This window comes from Stenotrophomonas sp. STEN240 (genome assembly GCF_056756175.1).
Window position 1 is genome coordinate 1 of record NZ_JBRRBO010000018.1, and the last position, 15,511, is coordinate 15,511.

At 64.9% G+C, this 15,511-nt stretch carries 13 protein-coding genes; 5 read left to right on the plus strand and 8 right to left on the minus strand.

Annotation, left to right across the window (positions count from 1 at the left end; genetic code table 11):
* Positions 1-62: 62 nt before the first annotated feature.
* The 3 genes from ACVOKO_RS10045 to ahpC form a co-directional block, all read right to left on the minus strand.
* Positions 63-995 (minus strand): LysR substrate-binding domain-containing protein, encoded by a 933-nt coding sequence (locus ACVOKO_RS10045; RefSeq protein WP_346498786.1) that lies wholly within the window; start codon positions 993-995, stop codon positions 63-65.
* A gap of 147 nt (positions 996-1,142) precedes the next feature.
* Positions 1,143-2,735 carry an alkyl hydroperoxide reductase subunit F gene (gene ahpF, locus ACVOKO_RS10050; protein ID WP_346498787.1) on the minus strand — a complete coding sequence of 531 codons (1,593 nt, stop codon included), beginning with the start codon at positions 2,733-2,735 and terminating at the stop codon, positions 1,143-1,145.
* A gap of 197 nt (positions 2,736-2,932) precedes the next feature.
* Positions 2,933-3,496 carry an alkyl hydroperoxide reductase subunit C gene (gene ahpC, locus ACVOKO_RS10055; protein ID WP_057628729.1) on the minus strand — a complete coding sequence of 188 codons (564 nt, stop codon included), beginning with the start codon at positions 3,494-3,496 and terminating at the stop codon, positions 2,933-2,935.
* Between the two features lie 299 nt (positions 3,497-3,795).
* On the opposite strand from ahpC, the gene prmC reads away from it, so the two are divergent.
* From prmC to pip, 3 genes are all read left to right on the plus strand, one after another.
* Positions 3,796-4,638: a peptide chain release factor N(5)-glutamine methyltransferase gene (gene prmC, locus ACVOKO_RS10060; protein WP_346498788.1), complete on the plus strand. Its 843-nt coding sequence runs from the start codon at positions 3,796-3,798 to the stop codon at positions 4,636-4,638.
* 227 nt (positions 4,639-4,865) lie between these two features.
* Complete coding sequence (locus tag ACVOKO_RS10065) at positions 4,866-6,128, plus strand: erythromycin esterase family protein (protein ID WP_346498789.1); 1,263 nt, start codon at positions 4,866-4,868, stop codon at positions 6,126-6,128.
* A gap of 74 nt (positions 6,129-6,202) precedes the next feature.
* The gene (gene pip, locus ACVOKO_RS10070) at positions 6,203-7,147 is read left to right on the plus strand and encodes a prolyl aminopeptidase (RefSeq protein ID WP_346498790.1); all 945 of its coding nucleotides are present in this window, start codon (positions 6,203-6,205) and stop codon (positions 7,145-7,147) included.
* Positions 7,148-7,786: 639 nt separating this feature from the next.
* Here pip and ACVOKO_RS10075 read toward each other — a convergent pair.
* From ACVOKO_RS10075 to ACVOKO_RS10090, 4 genes are read right to left on the minus strand one after another with little or no spacing between them, the layout of a single operon-like run.
* The gene (locus ACVOKO_RS10075; RefSeq protein ID WP_346498791.1) at positions 7,787-8,590 is read right to left on the minus strand and encodes an N-formylglutamate amidohydrolase; all 804 of its coding nucleotides are present in this window, start codon (positions 8,588-8,590) and stop codon (positions 7,787-7,789) included.
* Positions 8,583-9,134 carry an NUDIX hydrolase gene (locus ACVOKO_RS10080; RefSeq protein WP_346498792.1) on the minus strand — a complete coding sequence of 184 codons (552 nt, stop codon included), beginning with the start codon at positions 9,132-9,134 and terminating at the stop codon, positions 8,583-8,585. Before ACVOKO_RS10080 ends, ACVOKO_RS10075 begins: the two co-directional genes overlap by 8 nt.
* Complete coding sequence (locus tag ACVOKO_RS10085; protein ID WP_346498837.1) at positions 9,131-10,069, minus strand: 5'-3' exonuclease; 939 nt, start codon at positions 10,067-10,069, stop codon at positions 9,131-9,133. Before ACVOKO_RS10085 ends, ACVOKO_RS10080 begins: the two co-directional genes overlap by 4 nt.
* Positions 10,057-10,632 carry a nitroreductase family protein gene (locus tag ACVOKO_RS10090; RefSeq protein WP_346498793.1) on the minus strand — a complete coding sequence of 192 codons (576 nt, stop codon included), beginning with the start codon at positions 10,630-10,632 and terminating at the stop codon, positions 10,057-10,059. Before ACVOKO_RS10090 ends, ACVOKO_RS10085 begins: the two co-directional genes overlap by 13 nt.
* Positions 10,633-10,943: 311 nt before the next feature.
* Here ACVOKO_RS10090 and ACVOKO_RS10095 point away from each other — a divergent pair, with 311 nt between their 5' ends.
* Together ACVOKO_RS10095 and ACVOKO_RS10100 are read left to right on the plus strand one after the other, a co-directional pair.
* Positions 10,944-13,247: a DUF1631 domain-containing protein gene (locus tag ACVOKO_RS10095; protein ID WP_346498794.1), complete on the plus strand. Its 2,304-nt coding sequence runs from the start codon at positions 10,944-10,946 to the stop codon at positions 13,245-13,247.
* Between the two features lie 87 nt (positions 13,248-13,334).
* Positions 13,335-14,438, plus strand: a complete 1,104-nt coding sequence (locus ACVOKO_RS10100) for an NAD(P) transhydrogenase subunit alpha (protein ID WP_346498795.1) — start codon at positions 13,335-13,337, stop codon at positions 14,436-14,438.
* 646 nt (positions 14,439-15,084) lie between these two features.
* On the opposite strand, the gene ACVOKO_RS10105 is transcribed toward ACVOKO_RS10100, so the two are convergent.
* Positions 15,085-15,507, minus strand: coding sequence for a DUF3106 domain-containing protein (locus ACVOKO_RS10105; protein ID WP_346498796.1), 423 nt, complete (start codon positions 15,505-15,507; stop codon positions 15,085-15,087).
* Positions 15,508-15,511 lie beyond the last annotated feature (4 nt).

Consider the following 15,511-nt stretch of genomic DNA (forward strand, 5'->3'; position numbering starts at 1 on the left):
GGGCAAGGCTTGGCTCCCTCCCTTGCGCGCAGCGCAGGGGAGGGCCGGGGAGGGGTAAGCTTTTAAGCCTGAACCCGAGCAGCCTCCGCCGGCGCCTCCAGCAAGCCCGCCGGCAACTGTTTGAACAGTTGTGCGAACTGTTCCAGGAAGGCACCCATGGCCGAGCTGCGGCGCCAGATCATGCCGATCCGCCGGTTCGGCTGCGGGTTGCCCGAAAACGGGATCAATCTGACGTTCTCCGAGCGCGCCACCGGCGGCTTGACCGCCAGCATCGGCAGCAGGGTGACGCCGACGTTGGCCGCCACCATCTGCCGCAGGGTCTCCAGGCTGGTGGCCTGGAACTCGGATTTCTCCAGTGCACCGGCCATATGACAGACATCCAGCGCCTGGTCGCGCAGGCAATGGCCGTCCTGCAACAGCAGCAGGCGCTGGTCGGACAGGTCGTCCAGGGTCAGGGAGGCGTGCGCGGTCAGCGGGTGGCCTTCCGGCGCGGCCAGTACGAAAGGCTCTTCGAACAGGAACTCGGTATGCAGCTGATCGTCGGCCACCGGCAAGGCCAGTACCACCGCGTCGAGCTGGCCATTGCGCAGCTGCGCCAGCAGCACGTCGCTCTTTTCCTCGACCAGCAGCATTTCCAGTTGCGGGAAGCGCTGGCGGATGGCCGGCACCACATGTGGCAGCAGATACGGGCCCAGCGTGGGGAAAATGCCCAGACGCACGGTGCCGGCTTCCGGATCGCGCGCACGGCGCGCAGCTTCCTTCATCTGTTCCACTTCGGCCACGATGTTGCGCGCGCGCGCGGCGGCTTCGCGCCCGGCCGGGGTCAGCATCACCTTGCGCGGCGCCCGCTCAACCAGCGGTACACCCAGTTCTTCTTCCAGCTTCTTGATCTGGGTGGACAGTGTGGGCTGGCTGACGAAGCTCGCCGCCGCCGCCCGGCCGAAGTGCTTGTGCTCGGCCAACGCCACCAGGTATTTCAGGTCACGAAGATTCATGTCGGGCTCCCGGGTGTTTCCTTCTCCTATCGGGAGAAGGTGCCCCGAAGGGGCGGATGAGGGTTGGGCCAGGCCCAGGTTTTCCAAGATTGCAGAAGGTCTTACCCTCACCCCAACCCCTCTCCCGCAGGAGAGGGGCTTCAAGCATCAGGCGATTTCAGCCTCTACCGCTGCCGGCTGCAGCACCGGCGAGCGGATCAGGTGATCGAAGGCACTGAGTGCGGCGGTCGAACCGGCGCCCATGGCGATGATGATCTGCTTGTACGGCACCGTGGTGCAGTCACCGGCAGCAAACACGCCCGGCACATTGGTCTGGCCGCGGTCATCGATGATGATCTCGCCGCGATCGCTGAGCTCCACCGTGCCACGCAGCCACTCGGTGTTCGGCAGCAGGCCGATCTGCACGAAGATGCCTTCCAGCTCGACCCGGTGCGAATCGCCACCGGCGCGGTCGGTATAGACCAGCCCATTGACCTTCTGGCCGTCGCCCAGCACTTCGGTGGTCTGTGCGTTGAGCACCACCTTCACGTTGGGCAGGCTGTTGAGCTTGGCCTGCAGCACCTGGTCGGCGCGCAGCTTGCTGTCGAACTCGAACACGGTGACGTGGCTGACGATGCCGGCCAGGTCGATGGCCGCTTCCACGCCGGAGTTGCCGCCGCCGATCACCGCCACGCGCTTGCCCTTGAACAGCGGGCCGTCGCAATGCGGGCAATAGGCCACGCCCTTGTTGCGGTACTCGTTCTCGCCCGGCACGTTCATTTGCCGCCAACGGGCGCCGGTGGACAGGATCACCGTCTTGGACTTCAGCGAGGCGCCGTTCTCCAGCTGCACTTCGACCAGACCATCGGCACCGGCCGGCACCAGCTTGGTAGCGCGCTGCAGGTTCATGATGTCGACCTCGTACTCACGTACGTGGGCTTCCAGTGCGGCAGCCAGCTTCGGGCCTTCGGTGTGCTGCACCGAGATGAAGTTCTCGATCGCCATGGTGTCCAGCACCTGGCCGCCGAAACGCTCGGCAGCAACAGCGGTGCGGATGCCCTTGCGTGCGGCATAGATCGCCGCCGCGGCACCGGCCGGGCCACCGCCCACCACCAGCACGTCGAATGCATCCTTGGCCTTGATCTTCTCCGCGTCGCGGGCAGCGGCGCCGGTGTCCAGCTTGGCCACGATCTGCTCCAGGCTCATGCGGCCCTGGTCGAACACTTCGCCGTTGAGGTAGACGGTCGGCACCGACATCACCTGGCGCTGCTCGACCTCGTCCTGGAACAGGGCGCCGTCGATGGCGACGTGGGTGATGTTGGGGTTCAGCACCGCTGCCAGGTTCAGCGCCTGCACCACGTCCGGGCAGTTCTGGCAGGACAGCGAGAAATAGGTTTCAAAGCGGTACTCGCCCTTCAGGTCGCGGATCTGCTCCAGCAGCTCGGCCGATTCCTTGGACGGATGGCCGCCGACCTGCAGCAGGGCCAGCACGAAGGAAGTGAACTCGTGGCCCATTGGCAGGCCGGCGAAGGTCAGGCCGATGTTCTGGCCCGGGCTGTCCAGATCGAAGGAAGGCACGCGGCCCTGGCCGTCACGGCGCACGTCCAGCGTGATCTTGTCCGACAGGGTGACCAGCGTGTTGAGCAGCTCCATCATCTCCTGCGACTTTTCGCCGTCATCGGCGTGCGCGGTGATGTGGATCGGTCGGGTAACCCGTTCCAGGTAGGTCTTGAGCTGGGTCTGCAGGTTGGCATCCAACATGGACAATCTCCTATCGAGGCAAAACGTCGAGGCAATACTGGGGAGTGACGTCACTGCGTGGGGGCAGGTCGCCTTGGAAAGTAGGGGTGAACCGCAGCCTGCTTGCTCGGCTGGCTGGCGCCGTGCTGGCTGGCGTCAAACAGTCTGCGGTTCACCCCCACACCCGCCGTGAAGCGGGGTGGGAGTGCGGTACGGCTTTAGATCTTGCCGACCAGGTCCAGCGACGGAGCCAGGGTCTTCTCGCCTTCCTTCCACTTGGCCGGGCAAACCTGGTTCGGGTTGGCGGCGGTGAACTGGGCAGCCTTCAGCTTGCGCAGGGTCTCGGAGACGTCACGGGCGATCTCGTTGGAATGCACTTCCATGGTCTTGATCACGCCTTCCGGGTTGATCACGAAGGTGCCACGCAGGGCCAGGCCTTCTTCCGGGATGTGCACGCCGAATGCGTTGGTCAGCTGGTGGGTCGGGTCGCCGATCAGCGGGAACTTGGCCTTGCCCACGGCCGGCGAGGTTTCGTGCCACACCTTGTGCGAGAAATGGGTATCGGTGGTCACGATGTAGACCTCGGTACCGGCCTTCTGGAACTCGGCATAGTTCTCGGCGGCGTCTTCAATCTCGGTCGGGCAGTTGAAGGTGAACGCGGCCGGCATGAAGATCAGGACCGACCACTTGCCCTTCAGCGACTCTTCGGTGACTTCAATGAACTTGCCGTTGTGGAAAGCATTGACCTTGAACGGCTGGACCTGGGTGTTGATAAGGGACATGAAGTTTCCTCTTGGTGGTAGGGCTGGGTGAATCGATGGAGCAAGACTAATAGGCAGAAACTAATAAGACAAATGAATTGGATGCATCGTATCAATAGGTAAAAGCTATCAATCGACGCCGTATGTCTGCCTCAAGGCCTGATATCGGGTGCTTTGCCGGCTTTCCAAGCCATCGGACGCCTGCCTGAACGGCCCGACATAGATGGGATTAATCCTTGGGCAAAGATCATGGCGGTAGGCAGGGGCGGGCGCGCTGACTATCCTCGCCGTCCAGAAACTTGCTGCGAAGAGGTAATGAAGTGTCCACGTTGAAGGTTGCCGAGCTGTTGCGGGAGGCCGCTGCGCGCCTGCCGGGCCAAGATGCCCGCCATGAGGCCGAGCAGTTGCTGATCCACGTGCTGGGTGTGGAACGGGCCTGGTTGTTCGCCCATGCCACCGACGACGTGGACGCCGACGCCCGGCAACGCTTCGAGGTACTGCTGACGCGGCGTGCCGAGGGACACCCGCTGGCTTACCTGACCGGCCGTCGCGGCTTCTGGACCCTGGACCTGCAGGTCAATACCGCCACCCTGATCCCGCGCCCGGAGACGGAGCTGCTGGTCGAGCAGGCGCTGGCCCGGCTGCCAGCCGACGACATGGTGCGCGTAGCCGATATGGGCACCGGCAGCGGTGCGATTGCCCTGTCCATCGCCAGCGAGCGCCCGTTGGCCACGGTGATGGCGACCGATGTGCTGGGCCCGACGCTGGCGGTGGCGGTGAAGAACGCACAGGCGCATGGCCTGGAGAATGTCTGGTTCCGGCGCGGGCACTGGTATACGGCGCTGGGTGCGGACCGCTTCGACATGATCGTCAGCAACCCGCCGTACATCGCCGCGGGTGACCCGCATCTGGTGCAGGGCGACCTGCGCTTCGAGCCGCCACCGGCACTGGCCTCGGGCGCTGATGGGCTGGATGCGATCCGCGAGATTGTCGCCGGCGCACACGAACACCTGGTGCCGGGCGGCTGGTTGCTGCTGGAGCACGGCTGGGACCAGGGCGAGGCGATCCGCGCGCTGTTGGAGCAGGCCGGGTTTGTGGAAGCGCAGACGGTGCAGGATCTGGAACAGCGCGATCGGGTGACGCTGGGGCGTTGGCCTAGTTGAGGTTGAGTTTTCTGCTTTGGCGCTCGCCGTTGCTATCGCTGTCGGCTCTCGCTTCTGCTTCAGCTCGTCAGTCCCGCAAAAGCGGGAATGACGGCATCAAGCCAATAAGCCAAAGGCCAAAGCAGCGCCATAAAGTGTCATTCCAGTGCGTCATTCAGGCCATTTTCTGTCCGTATGACGCACCCCTGAACCTCCGTAGCATCGCCGTTTCCAAACCGGGGATGCCGATGATCCGTACCGCGCTCACTGCTGCACTACTGGCCACATCACTGGCCTGCACCCCAACGTCGGCTGCCAGCAGACAAGCCCCCGTCCATCCAGTGCGAGCCAGCACGCCAACCCAGGACGACTATGCCGATCTGGCACCGTTGGGTGAGGCCATCGGCGACAAACGCATCGTCATGCTCGACGAACTCACGCATGGCGAAGGCAATATCTACGAAAGCAAGGTGCACACCGTGCGCTACCTGCACGAGCGCAAAGGCTTCGACCTGCTGGTGCTGGAAAGCGGGCTGTTCGATGTCACCCGTCTTTGGCAATCAAGGCTGCCGTTGCGTGCCAACGCAGCGGGCAACATCTTCTACATGTATGCCAACAGCGCCGAGGTGTGGCCGCTGTACGACTATCTGGACGCGCAACGCGATGCGCCGGGTGCGATGCAGCTGGCTGGCTTCGATGGCCGCTTGAGCGGGACGTTCTCGCGTCGGCAACTGGTAACGCAGTTGCGTGAGCGATTACTGCTTCGGCCGCTGGACGAGGCGCAGAAGCAACGTCTGCAACACCACCTCCAACAAGTGCAGCGATTGCTGGATGGCCAGTTGGCAACGGCTGATGCCGGCGCGCGCCAGGTATTCCTCGATGATTCGCAATGGTTGCTGCAGCTGCTGCCAGCCCCGGATGCCGAGCATGGCGGCGATGTTTTCAACAGCGATGGCTTCTGGCGCCGCATCAACGCCAGCCTGCAACGCATGGCGGAAGTGGCTTGGCAGCTGCGTGCGTTCGATGAACACGATCCGGTCATGGCCGGCAACCTGCAATGGCTGCTGGAGCAGGCCTACCCGGGGCGCAAAGCGGTCGTCTGGGGGCACTACGCCCACCTGAACAAACTCGGCGGCTACCGTGATGGTCATCCGCGTGGTTTTCCGCCGGTGGACAACGTAACCCGCGCCTTGCCAGGGGCGCTGCAGGCTCAGGCCTATGTGCTGCATTACGCCGGCGCGCAGGGGAGCTACCTCGACTACATCGATCAGCAGGTTCGCAAGGTCCAAGCACGGCCGTCGCAACTGGAGTCGCGCTTGACCGCAACTGCCGCAGCCGCTGCGGTGTTCATCGATCTGCATGCAGGCCGCTTGCCCGGCGAGGACGATCCGGCCAGCCGGCTCTGGGGCATGGACTACGCCGATGAGCTGAGCCTGCCCGAAGCGCGGCAACGCTTCGACGGCATCTGGTTGCTGGATGGCATCACCCCCGCGACCTACGAAACGCCCTGAAGTGGCATTGCAGCGCAGACAAGACAGCAACAACGCTGCGCTAAACTAACCGTCCTGTTCCCTGCGAGGCTGCCATGCGCACGCTCTATCCCGCCATCGAGCCCTACGATACCGGCACGCTCAAGGTCGACGATCGCCACACGCTGTACTTCGAACAATGCGGCAACCCGGACGGCAAGCCGGTGGTGATGCTGCACGGCGGCCCCGGTGGCGGTTGCAGCGACAAGATGCGTCAGTTCCACGACCCGGCCAAGTACCGCATCATCCTGTTCGATCAGCGCGGCTCGGGCCGTTCCACCCCGCATGCCGATCTGGTGGACAACACCACCTGGGATCTGGTCGCCGACATTGAAAAGCTGCGCGAAAAGCTCGGCGTCGACAAATGGCAGGTGTTCGGCGGCAGCTGGGGTTCCACCCTTGCGTTGGCCTATGCCGAAACCCACCCGCAGCGCGTCACCGAACTGGTGCTGCGCGGCATCTTCATGCTGCGCCGCTGGGAGCTGGAGTGGTTCTACCAGGAAGGCGCCAACCGCCTGTTCCCGGATGCCTGGGAGCATTACCTCAAGCCGATCCCGCAGGTTGAACGCCACGACCTGATCTCGGCCTTCCATCGCCGCCTGACCAGCGAAGACGAGGCCACCCGGCTGGCGGCCGCCAAAGCGTGGAGCGTATGGGAAGGTGCCACCAGCTTCCTGCACGTGGATGACGACTTCATCAACAGCCACGAAGACCCGCAGTTCGCGCTGGCCTTTGCCCGCATCGAGAACCATTACTTCGTCAACGGCGGCTTCTTCGAAGAGGAAAACCAGCTGCTGCGCGACGCGCACAAGATCGCCGACATCCCCGGCGTGATCGTGCACGGTCGCTACGACGTGGTGTGCCCGCTGGCCAATGCCTGGGAACTGCACAAGGCTTGGCCGAAGGCGCAGCTGCAGATCAGCCCGGCCTCGGGCCACTCGGCATTCGAAGCCGAGAACGTGGACGCACTGGTACGCGCCACCGACGGCTTCGCCGGTTGATAAGCACGCCCCTGTAGTGCGAGCCATGCTCGGCAGGGGCGTTACCGCTGAGCCCTCAGATTGTGGGAGCGGCATCAGCCGCGAAGCTGGTAGACGATCAGATGGCAGAAATGCGCGCCTGACTTTGTCGCCAGCGTCGCGGCGGATTGTTTGAGGCCACCCGGTGCGGTTCCCGCAGTTGTTGGTTTGCTGATAAAGCCCCTGCCGAGCATGGCTCGGCACTACAGGGGCTCTGCTTGATCAAAAAATGACCAGTGGCTGCAAAGGTCCGTCGCACAAAGGTTGCGCAACCTTATCCACAGCTTGTGTAACCCTCAGGGCACAGCCTATGTGGACAACGCAACGCTTCCGGTAGTGCCGAGCCATGCTCGGCAGGCGCCCTACAAGCGCTCCATCGGGCCGTCCACCAGCTTCGCGGCTTACGCCGCTCCTACAAAAAGAGCGGCAGCTGTAGTGCCGAGCCATGCTCGGCAGGGGCCCTACAAACGCTGTGTCCGACCGGCCACCAGCTTCGCGGCTTACGCCGCTCCCACAAAAGAGCGGCAGCTGTAGTGCCGAGCCATGCTCGGCAGGGGCCCTGCAAACGCTGTGTCCGACCGGCCACCAGCTTCGCGGCTTACGCCGCTCCCACAAGGCTGCTCAAGGTTCCTGCAGGGCGAGCAGCCTCGGCTGCAGGCTGCGGAACACGCGCTCCAACCGCTCCGCCCAGGCCTGCTGGCCTGCGGCATCGGCAATCAGGTCCTGGCGGATTTCCAGTTCCACATGTACCAATCCACGGCCTTCGCCATGCACTGGCACCGCATAGTCGCTGCTGCTGTTTACCGAATACGGCTGGTTGTCGCCAACCACCAGATCGCCTTCCTCGCGCAATGCCTGCAGCAGCGCATCGGCGAAGCGGGTGTCCTGGTGGTAGAGCACACCGGCGTGCCACGGCCGCTGCATACCGTTCATGGCCGGGGTAAAGCTGTGCATCATCACCAGCAGGGTCGGTACGCCGGCGTCGCGGCGTCGGTCCAGCTCGCTATCGATACGGGCGTGATAGGGCGCATGGATGGCGTCGATGCGCTGCTGCCGTTGCAGCTGGTCCAGGCCCAGATTGGCCGGCACCGGCGTGCCATCGCTGATTTCGGGAATCAGTGTTGGCGACACCAACGGCCGGTTGCAGTCGATCAGCAAGCGCGAATAGGTCTGCTCGATGGCCCAGGCATCCAAGCGCTGGGAAAGCGCGCGGGTAGTGCCGGCAATACCGATGTCCCAGCCGATATGGCGGTCCAGTTCGGCCTGCGGCAAGCCTAGCGCAGCCAGCGATTGCGGCACGCGCTGGCCGGCATGGTCGGCCAGCAGCAGGAACGGTGAAGTGCCTTGCGGGTTGTGCACAGTGAACACCGCCGGATCATCGGCGCCGAGCAGCGGGGTAATGCTGTGCAAGCCTGAATCAGCCACGCGGGCGCCCATCCAGATGGTGCTCGATCATCCACAGGCCGGCCCACAACTTGGCATCCAGTTCGTAGCCTTCGCCCATTTTTTCCACCAGCCAGGCGGCCGCGCGCTCACGGGGGATGGTGTGCACGGTGATGTCTTCGCTGGCATCGCCGCCGCCGGCACCGACCTTGCGCAGGCCGGTGGCCCGGACGAAGGCGATCTTCTCGTTGCTGGCGCCGGACGAGGTGGGGCCTATCATCAACACTTCGGCATGGTCGGCGGTCCAGCCGGTTTCTTCTTCCAGCTCGCGTATGGCCGAAACCTCGATGGATTCGCCGGCATCGACGTCACCGACCAGGCCGGCCGGCATTTCAATGGTGCGTGCCTGCAACGGCACACGGAACTGCTCGACGAACAGCACCTCGTCGTCCGGGGTGACCGCGATGATGATCGCGGCCAGGCCACCGGCATGGGTGCGCTCGCTGTATTCCCAGGTGCCGCGCACCAGCATGCGCTGGTATTTGCCTTCGTAGACGACGCGGGGTTCGGCGGTGTTGTGGCTCATGCGAACTCGTTGGCAGGAGTGGAAGGGGATTGCAGGCCGGCCGCTGTCATCAGCCGGCGCCGGGTCATCGGGCCCAGGCGCAGTGCCTCGCACAGCCCGCCGAGCATGTCGCCGTCGCCGCTGTTGCGCAGGAAGCCCCCGGCGGCATTGTGCAGCGGCGCGTTCAGGGCAACGGTAGTGAGCTGGCGGAACAACAGCGCCTTTTCGCGCTGCTCGCGCAGCCGTACCGCGATGGTGGCGGCGCCGCGCAGGCGCAGGAAGGGCACCTCGTCGATGCGTTCGAGCAGGGCATCCATGCTGCCGAAATGGGCCAGCAGCACCGCCGCCGACTTGGCGCCAATGCCGGAAACACCGGGAATGTTGTCCACCGCATCGCCGCTCAAGGCCAGATAGTCGGCAACCTGATGCGCGTGCACACCTTGGCGCGCCTTGACGCCGTCGGCGCCCCAGCGCTGGTTACGGGCGTAATCCCACTGCTCGTCATGTTCCAGCAGCAGTTGCGACAAATCCTTGTCGGCCGAGACGATGACGCCGCGCAGGCGGCCGCGGCTGGCATGCAGGGCGCTGCCGATCAGGTCGTCGGCCTCGTATTCGCGGTCGGCCAGCACTTCCAGGCCCAGCGCGGCGCACAGCGCCTTGCAGTGGGCGAACTGGCGCCGCAGCGCATCCGGGGCCGGGTCGCGGTTGGCCTTGTAGAGTGGGTAGATCGCGTGGCGGAAGCAGCTGTCCAGCGCTTCGTCGAAGGCCACGGCAATATGCTGCGGGCGTTCGCGTTCGAGCAGGTCCAGCAGGAAGCGGGCAAAACCGTGAACTGCGTTTACCGGCCAGCCCTGGGCATCCTGGAATTCATCCGGGATGGAATGCCAGGCGCGAAACACGTACAGGCTGGCATCAACCAGATACAGCGGTTGCAGCGGAGCACTCACGGCTGCCAGTCCTGCAGCAGGCTGGCCGGGTCGGGCCGGTCGCGGTCGGGGACGGCGATCTTCGGCGTGCCGATATGAATGAAGCCGACGATCCGCTCGTTGTCGGCCAGGCCCAGGTGACGGGCGACTTCCGGGTCGTTGGCCATCCAGGCAGTCAGCCATTGCGCACCGAAGCCACAGCCCTGGGCGGCCTGCAGCAGGGCAAAACAGACGCAGCCGGCGGTGAGCAGCTGTTCCTGGGCTGGCACTTTGGGGTTGTCCTGCAGCCGCGCGATCACCGTGATGATCAGCGGCGCATGGGAAAAGCGCTGGCGGTCCTTCTCAACTGCGGCTTCGGCCGCGTTGGGGTCGCGCTGGCGGCTGCGTTGGGCCAGGAACGCGCCCAGCGCGTGCCGTGCCTCACCCTGCAGGCGCAGAAAGCGGAACGGCACCATCTTGCCGTGGTCGGGCACGCGCACCGCCGATTGCAGCATGCGCAGCTGCGTTGCGGGGTCCGGCGCAGGCTCGCCCAGTTGCAGGGAGGGCACCGAATGGCGCTGATCCAGCGCTTGCAGGAAGCAGTTGTCGGACATGGTTCACAGGGGCTGAGGCGGCCACTGATTATAGACGCCGCCCATGTACCAGCCGTTTAGCGCGTACCGGGGTCGGTTTTGTGCGCTGCGTTGTGTGCCCTTAACAAGGTATGGGTCGCTAATAATCGCCGACACGCTTAGCATTGCTGCTATTGCGGGGAAGGGCTCATGAGGAAGGAAGTGCGGACTGCATCACTGACCCTGTTCATCTTCTCCGCCTACCATGCGCGTGCGGTTTCGGGGGCCGTGTCTGCATTTCCTAATTCGTTTAACAGAAGATCAGCGCCTGTGAGGGTGTGGAGCCTTTGCGCATGATGTCCAATCCGCATCCCGCCGGTCAGCCCGGTCGCAACCAGAAGCTGCTTGGCATGGCCCGCGAGGCCTCGTTGCCGCAGCTTTCGCAGGCCTTTGCCAAGGTATTGGCAGGGTTTGACGATGTTTTGTTCGACCGCGCCGAGACGGCCGGCTCCTCGCAGCTGGCCTTCCTGGATGGCATGCGCGAGCTGCGCCGCCGCCGCGAGGAGATCTCCCGCCGCTTTGACGCGCACCTGCAGCAGGCCTGGGCCGCATTGGATGCGGGTACCCCGCAGTCGGCTGAAGCAGTGTTGGCCGGCCAGAACGAGGGCGGCCTGAGCCTGGTGCCCGAGCACATTCTGGAATCGCGGCTGGCGGTGCGTAATTTCGCCACCGTGCTGCTGCGTGACTGGAAGCAGGTATTGCTGCGCATCGATCACCGTCTGGCCTGGGTGGCCGGGGTGGCGGCGCTGGATGCCGATAGCAACCCGATCGGCCCCGAGCACATCGGTGTTGCCGTGCACGAGGCGTTCTATACCTGTGACCTGACCGCTGAAGTGCGGCTGGTGCTGTTCAAATTGTGCGAGCGCGAGTTCGCCGCCGGTGTCGGCAAGCTGTACGAATCGGTGGACGAGCGCCTGGCCCAGGCCGGTGCCGCGCCCGAGATCGCCGCGCCGCGCCGTCCCACCCCGCAGCGCTCACCTGCCGAGCAGGCAGCGCTGGCCGCAGCGGAAGAGGAAGGCTTCGACCCAGGCCATGCGCCGATGTGGGCGCGGCGTTTCTCCGAGCGCTGGACACAGCGCCGCGGCAGCATTGCCGGCCACGAAGCGGCGCAGGCAGCTGCCGGTTTTGAAGCCGAACAGGCCTATGGCAATCCGCAGAACATGGTGCTCGAAGCGCTGCACGAGCTGCTGGCGCAAAGCCGGCAGACCCGTGAAGGTGCTTCTTCGGCGGACGCGTCGCCGGGCGGCGCAGCCGGCCAGCATCGTTCGTTGAACCAGCGCGAGATGATGTCGGTACTGTCGCTGCTGCAGGCCACGCCGAGCGCAACCCTGCGCGCGGCGGTGGGCGAGGATGGCGAGTCGCTGGCACAGCGCCTGAAGAGTGAAGTGCTGTCCGGTGCCACGCGGCTTGGGGTTGACCCCGAGCAGGCGCACCTGGACCCACAGGACGAAGATGCGATCGACCTGGTCGGCATGCTGTTTGACGTGATGCTCGACGAGCGCGATCTGGAAGGCCGCTCGCGTGAGCTGATCGGTCGTCTGGTGGTGCCCTTCGTCAAGGTCGCCATGCTCGACCGCCGCATGTTCGTGCAGAAGACCCATCCGGCGCGCAAGCTGCTCAACTCGCTGGCCGAGGCCTGCGAGGGCAATGCCGGCGAAAGCCAGGCCGAGCGCGCGCTGATGGGCAAGGTCGAGGAAATCATTGAAAGGTTGACCGCCGAGTTCAACGAGAACCTGGCGATCTTCCTCACGCTGGAGGAAGAGTTCCGCGACTTCCTGGCCCAGCATCGTCGCCGTATCGAAATCACCGAGCGCCGCGCCGCCGAAACCCAGCGCGGGCAGGAGAAGCTGGAAGTCGCCCGCAACCGCGCCAGCGCCGAGCTGGACAAGCGGGTTGCCGGGGTGGTCCTGCCCAAGGCCATTGAGGACTTCCTGCGCCAGCCGTGGAACCACCACCTCACGCTAACCCTGCTGCGCGAAGGCGACGAAGGTGAAGGCGTGACGGAGGCCCTGAAACTGGCCGACGACGTGCTGGAAGAGGTCGCCGAGGCGCGCCGCCATATCGTCGGCAAGCTGTGGCTGCAGTCCAGCCAGCCGGGCCTGCGCAAGGTATTTGCCAGCGTCGGCCTGCACGGCGAAGGCGGCACCACCGCCATCGACGCCCTGCACGACACCCTGCAGTCCATTGCCGAGCTGCGTCCAGAGCTTGAACGCGCACTGCCCGAGTTGCCGCAGATTGCCTTGCCGACAGCGCCGGCCCCGGAAACCCCGGCCATTGAGTTTGGCACCGCCACCAAGGCCGAGGATTTCGACGACGGTGATGCCGAGCGCTTCCGCCGGATGGAAATCGGCACCTGGCTGGACTTCATCGACAAGGACGGCAAGATGCAGGCCGGCAAGCTGTCCTGGGTGAGCCCGATTTCCTCGCGCCTGCTGTTCGTCAACCGTCGTGGCATCCGCTTCTGTGTGGCCTCGCCGGAGGAACTGGCGGTAATGGTGCGGCTGGAACGGCTGCGTCCGCATGTGGACGACGGTGCCTTCGACAGTGCCATGCAGGGCGTGATTGATCGCCTGGAGCCGCAGGGCGTACCCAACTGATTGCGGTTGGGCAGGCGATGGCCTGCCGCACAGGGCACCGGCTTTGCTACGATCCGGCGGTTGATCCGTTGCGCATCGAGGACTGGAATGGCCGTAGATGTCTGGGTATTGAAAGAAACTGCCGAGGGCGAGCGGCGCGTTGCCGCCACGCCGGAAACGGTGAAGAAGCTTGTTGCCGCCGGCGCGCAGGTACACCTGCAGGCTGGCGCGGGTACGGCCGCGGGCTTCCCCGATCAGGCCTATGTGGATGCAGGTGCACAGCTGGGTGATGCGTTGGAAAACGCGGACCTGCTGCTGTGCGTGCAGGCACCGTCGGTGACGACCATCGGCCGGCTCAAACCCGGCGCGGTACTGGTCGGCGGCGTGCAGCCCGAAGCCGATCCGGCGCGTGCGGCGGCCTTGCAGGCGCGGCAGCTGCAGACATTCCCGCTGGAACGGTTGCCGCGCACCACCCGTGCGCAGGCGATGGACGTGCTCAGCTCACAGGCGGGCATGGCCGGCTACAAGGCGACCCTGATCGCCGCACAGCTGGCACCGCGCTTCTTCCCGATGCTCACCACCGCTGCCGGCACCATTCGTCCGTCGAAGGTGTTGATTGTTGGTGCCGGTGTTGCCGGTCTGCAGTCAGTGGCTACCGCCAAGCGCCTGGGCGCGGCAGTGGAAGGCTTCGATGTGCGTCCGGAAACCCGCGAACAGATCGAGTCGCTGGGCGGCAAATTCCTGGATCTGGGCGTCAGCGCGGCGGGCGAGGGCGGTTATGCCCGGCAGCTGACCGAGGACGAGCGGGCCGAGCAGCAGCGCCGCCTTGCCGAGCATTTGAAGGGTGTGGATGTCGTCATCTGCACCGCCGCGGTACCTGGGCGGCCGGCGCCGAAGATCGTCAACGCCGCAATGGTGGCGGGCATGCGCCCGGGCAGCGTGATCGTCGACCTGGCTGCCGAAACCGGCGGCAACTGCGAATCGACCGTCCCAGGTCAAACCATCGAGGTGGGCGGCGTGACCGTTGCCGGCCCACTGAATCTGGCCAGCATGGGCGCAGTACACGCCAGTGAGATGTTCGCGCGCAATGTGTACAACTTCGTGGTCTTGTTCCTGAAGGATGGCAAGCTCTCGTTCGACTGGAACGACGAGTTGTTGGCCAAGACCGTGTGGCCGCAGCGTCCGGCCGGTGGTGAGATTCCACCGGTCTGACCGATCAGGCGAGAGCGGAGCCATGCTCCGCTGAAGCTTCCGGCTGGACCATATGGGAGCGACGTAAGCCGCGAAGCCGATGGTCCAGCGGGATGCGACCGTGTCTGCAATTTCTTTATGTCAGCTTCGCGGCTTACGCCGCTCCTACAAAGGCGCTGGCATTGCAGGGAAAGCCTCTGCCGAGCATGGCTCGGCACTACGCTGATAGTGGGCAGGGAAAGCCTCTGCCGAGCATGGCTCGGCACTACGCTGATGGTGCGCCGGGGAAGCCTCTACCGAGCATGGCTTGGCACTACGCCCCCTCCCTTGCGCCGAAGGCGTAGGGGAGGGTTGGGGAGGGGTTGGCTTTTAGGCCGTTCAAGCGTCGCCAGCTTCGCGGCTTACGCCGCTCCCACAGTGTTGAGGAGGCACGAGGAAAGCTTCTGCCGAGCATGGCTCGGCACTACGTTGATAGTGGCAGGGAAAGCCCCCGCCGAGCGTTGCTCGGCACTACGCTCCCTCCCTTGCGCCGAAGGCGTAGGGAAGGGTTGGGGAGGGGTTGGCTTTTAGGCTGTTCAAACATCGCCAGCTTCGCGGCTTACGCCGCTCCCACAGCGCTGAGGAGGCGCTGGGGAAGCCTCTGCCGAGCATGGCTCGGCACTACGGTTCAGCGCGGGGAGCGGGGTGCTGGTGGGTTGGCTTCCACCCATTGCCGGCGCTGTTCCGGGCTCATCTTGTTCCATTGTTCGCGTAGTTGCTGGCGCTGGTCCTTGTCCATGCCGCGCATCTTGTCGAACAAAGCCTGCGCGTCGCGGCGCTGGCCCGGCGACATGTTTTCGAACCGATGCATGCCGCGGCGTGCCTGCTCGCGTTGTTCCGGCGTCATCTGCTGCCAGCTGCGGGCGTGTTCATACGTGCGCTGGCGGCGCTCGGGCGAGGCATTCCAGCGATCGCGCATTGGCGCGATCAGGGTTTCGCGTTGGGCCGGGGTGAGCTGGTCCCACTCGGGCAACGGCTGTTGCGCCAGCGCCGGGGCGCTGGCGCAGATCAACAGCAGCGGCAACAACAGGCCGGAGAGTGTGGTCTTCATGATG